Source organism: Sunxiuqinia sp. sy24, from assembly GCF_052677165.1.
In genome coordinates this window covers 1-3,038 of record NZ_JBQYLH010000038.1, presented here as the reverse complement: position 1 = coordinate 3,038, position 3,038 = coordinate 1, and the positions used below count along the sequence as shown (strand labels likewise).

Sequence of the window (3,038 nt, the reverse complement as noted above, 5' to 3'; positions counted from 1 at the left end):
CCTTACCGGGGCCGGCCCGGAAGCCAGCCGCCGGAAAGTTTAAAACACAAGGACACAAACTGTTTTTAATGCTGTTCTAATCAGTGATCAATGACCGCACATCTTCTTCCAGGCCCAGCCCGGTCATTTTCCAGTATTTGCCGACCATGTCGCCATCATAGGTGTTTGACACGTTTTCAATATCGTAGATAATCTTAATCAGCTTATCGCCCAGGTAAACGCTTTTGCCTTCGGGCACTTTAACGGTGACATCCACCTCCTGCTGCAGCCAGCGCGCTCCTTCATCGAGTTGGTAATAGGGCTTGAAGTTTACCGTGGAATCCTGCAACGTGTATTGATACACAATCTCCCGAACATTTTCATTGGCTTCTTCGGCACTGCTGCCGCGCGACTTCTTGCGAATCAGAATCACAAAGTCATCGGTGCTGCTGCGTTCAACATCCAGCCTTGGGCTCCCCAGCAGGATGGTTTTCCCATCCTGAGAAACCACTTTCATGCGATCCAGATCCATATAGTAGTTGTGCCGGCTGCTGCTGTAATTATCATGGTCCAGCTCCAGATACAGCGTCTGGCATCTGTTACAATCAATCACCTGGCTTTCGGTCACCGTGGTTTGTTTGCTGTAATCGTCAATCTGCGACAGCGAAACCACAATAGCCACTACCAGGGCCACCAGCCATACGCCCAGCGAACCTAAAAAGATCAGCTTGTTATTTGTTTTGAAGCGGAACACCAGCTTGGTGCCCACAAACAGGATAGCCAGCAACGGAATACCCACCAAAAAGCCGGTGGCAACCATCAGGGTGGTCAGCGAGCCTGCACTGATAAAGTAGGTGGCGATTTCGGGCATGTAAAACTCAGGGCCAAAGCCGGCAATCCAGGGGGCAGCTTCTATAAATGAATGACCTACAATCATCGAGGCCAGAAAGGTGATCAGGCTAAAAAAGCCAAACAGAATCAGGCCTACGCCAACCAGTATCACCAAAACTTTCAGGGCTACCCGAAACAGACGGTAAACCACTTCGCCAAAACGGCTGACCTGCTCTTTGCCTTTGTTGTACGAATCGGAACTGCGAAACTTGTTGTAGCTGGCTTTCACTTCCAGAACTTCTTCTTTAATCGATTTCTCGATGTTTGACACCGTGGCTTCCTGTCCGCGCATCTCCAGCTTCTGGGCCGTAGTCTTCGCTTTCGGAACGGCAATCCACAGCAGCAAATAGACCGGGATGATTACACCGCTGGTAATAAAAATCAATACAAAGCAGATGATACGAAGCACCACCGGATCAAGGCCAAAGTAAGCAGCCATACCCCCACACACGCCTCCAAAAACCCGATGATCCGGGTCGCGGTACATCCGGCGTTTCACTTTACCGCTTCCGGGCTGGCTGCGCTCGTCGCCAGTGCCTGATCCAGCTGTCGAGGCCGGTTCGTCCTCTTCCTCTTCGCCTTCCATAAAGTCTTCGGGTTTACCCATACGCGCAATCACCTCATCCACCCACGATTCCAGAACCACATTTTTGGCATCCTTATCCATCTTTTCGCTGAACAGCTCAGCAATGCGGGTTTCAATGTCCTGCAAAATCTCCCGGCCTTCTTCATCCGTGCCAAAGTGGGCATTCAGCATCTGCAGGTAGTTTTGAAGCTTTTGGTAAGCATCCTCGTCAATGTGAAAAACGCTGCCGCTGATATTGATTGTAAATGTCTTTTTCATTTCTTTCTGTTTTTTGCGTTTGTGCTTTGGTTTTTCTTCGATTTACGATTTGCTTGACTTGATGGTTCCTACCGCTTCGACCAACTCATCCCACGAATTGCCCAGCTCATGAACAAACTCATTTCCAACATCGGTTAGTTCGTAGTATTTTCGAGGTGGTCCCTGGGTCGATTCTTCCCAGTTGTATGCCAGCAATCCGGCATTTTTCAGTCGCGTCAACAGCGGGTAAAGTGTACCTTCAACAACAATCATCTTTGAGTTTTTAAGCTCTTCGATGATGTCGCTCGCGTAAAGGGGCTTCCCATCTAGTACCAGTAAAATGCAGTACTCCAAAACCCCTTTGCGCATCTGTGCTTTTGTATTCTCGATCTTCATAATTTGCTCCCTCTCTTCTCTGTTAGTATCTCAATTCCCCCGCCACATTCAGGCTCATCCTACAAGCTCCAGTAGTCATTATCGGTCATCCAGGCTTCCAGCTCCAGTTCTTTCTCTTCGTCTGTATCCATCAGGTGGCTGTTAAAATAACCTTCATCCATCATCCAGCTTTCCAACTCAAGGCCAGGCTCGGTGGCTGGCACGGCCAGGTGAGTGTATGCTCCGAAATAAACATCATCAGTCATCCACGCTTCTACTTCCAGTTCCGATTCCATAGCTTCAGCAAAATAAAAGGTAGAACTTTCTGCTGCCGCGGGCACACTAAGTTCTGTGGCTACTTCGGCGGCGCCTGTTTCTTCAACCATCAAAAGGGCGACCTGTCCAAAACTGTTGTTGGTCAGTAACTGTTTCCAAAATCCTTGTGCACTCACAGTAAAGCTGATTAATACAAAGCTGATGATTACCGCTGCACTTCTTAACAATACTCGTTCTGCTTGATTGTTGTTGTTTCCGGTGTTTGTCTCTTGTGTTTTCATGATGGGCCTCCTGTGTTTTTGTTTCTGTTTTCTGTTTCCTTGTCTGATTGTTTTCTAAATACTTTGAGAACTTGTTTGCTTCCTGTTTCCGTTTTTAAGACGACTGTTTTTTGCTTTCGTTACATTTTGTATAGAACTTTTTTTAAACTATTTCTATCTTTTACCTTGAATTCGGTATTACAAATATACAAACATTAAATGGTTCCATGCAATACAAAGTACTATCTTTTTTGAAAATATTTTTAACCTAAACGTATAACACATTGACATTGTGTGCCTTCGACATGAATGGAAATTTTATTTTTTTCCGAAGGATTGATCAAAAAGGCTTAAAACCACTTGGATAAACATCTTTTTTTCGCGATCAGGCGATGAAAAAAAAGTCAAAAACAATTGGAAAAAGGAGAATGGAA

The 3,038-nt window shown here is 46.1% G+C and carries 3 protein-coding genes; all 3 read right to left on the bottom strand.

The features are described 5' to 3' along the window. Nucleotides 1-76 precede the first annotated feature (76 nt). The 3 genes from ACUNWA_RS18950 to ACUNWA_RS18940 are packed head-to-tail and all read right to left on the bottom strand — an operon-like array spanning nucleotide 77 to nucleotide 2,625. A complete protein-coding gene (locus ACUNWA_RS18950) occupies nucleotides 77-1,714 on the bottom strand; it encodes a PspC domain-containing protein (protein ID WP_445593497.1) in 1,638 nt (545 codons plus the stop codon). A gap of 42 nt (nucleotides 1,715-1,756) precedes the next feature. After that, nucleotides 1,757-2,089, bottom strand: a complete 333-nt coding sequence (locus ACUNWA_RS18945; RefSeq protein ID WP_445593496.1) for a PadR family transcriptional regulator — start codon at nucleotides 2,087-2,089, stop codon at nucleotides 1,757-1,759. Between the two features lie 59 nt (nucleotides 2,090-2,148). Then, entirely contained in the window at nucleotides 2,149-2,625 is a 477-nt protein-coding gene (locus tag ACUNWA_RS18940) for a hypothetical protein (RefSeq protein ID WP_445593495.1), read from the bottom strand. Nucleotides 2,626-3,038: the final 413 nt, after the last annotated feature.

Excerpts from the sequence above, each read along its gene's own strand:
- ACUNWA_RS18940 (WP_445593495.1), bottom strand. The coding sequence starts at position 2,625 with ATGAAAACACAAGAGACAAACACCGGAAACAACAACAATCAAGCAGAA.
- ACUNWA_RS18945 (WP_445593496.1), bottom strand. The coding sequence starts at position 2,089 with ATGAAGATCGAGAATACAAAAGCACAGATGCGCAAAGGGGTTTTGGAG.
- ACUNWA_RS18950 (WP_445593497.1), bottom strand. The coding sequence starts at position 1,714 with ATGAAAAAGACATTTACAATCAATATCAGCGGCAGCGTTTTTCACATT.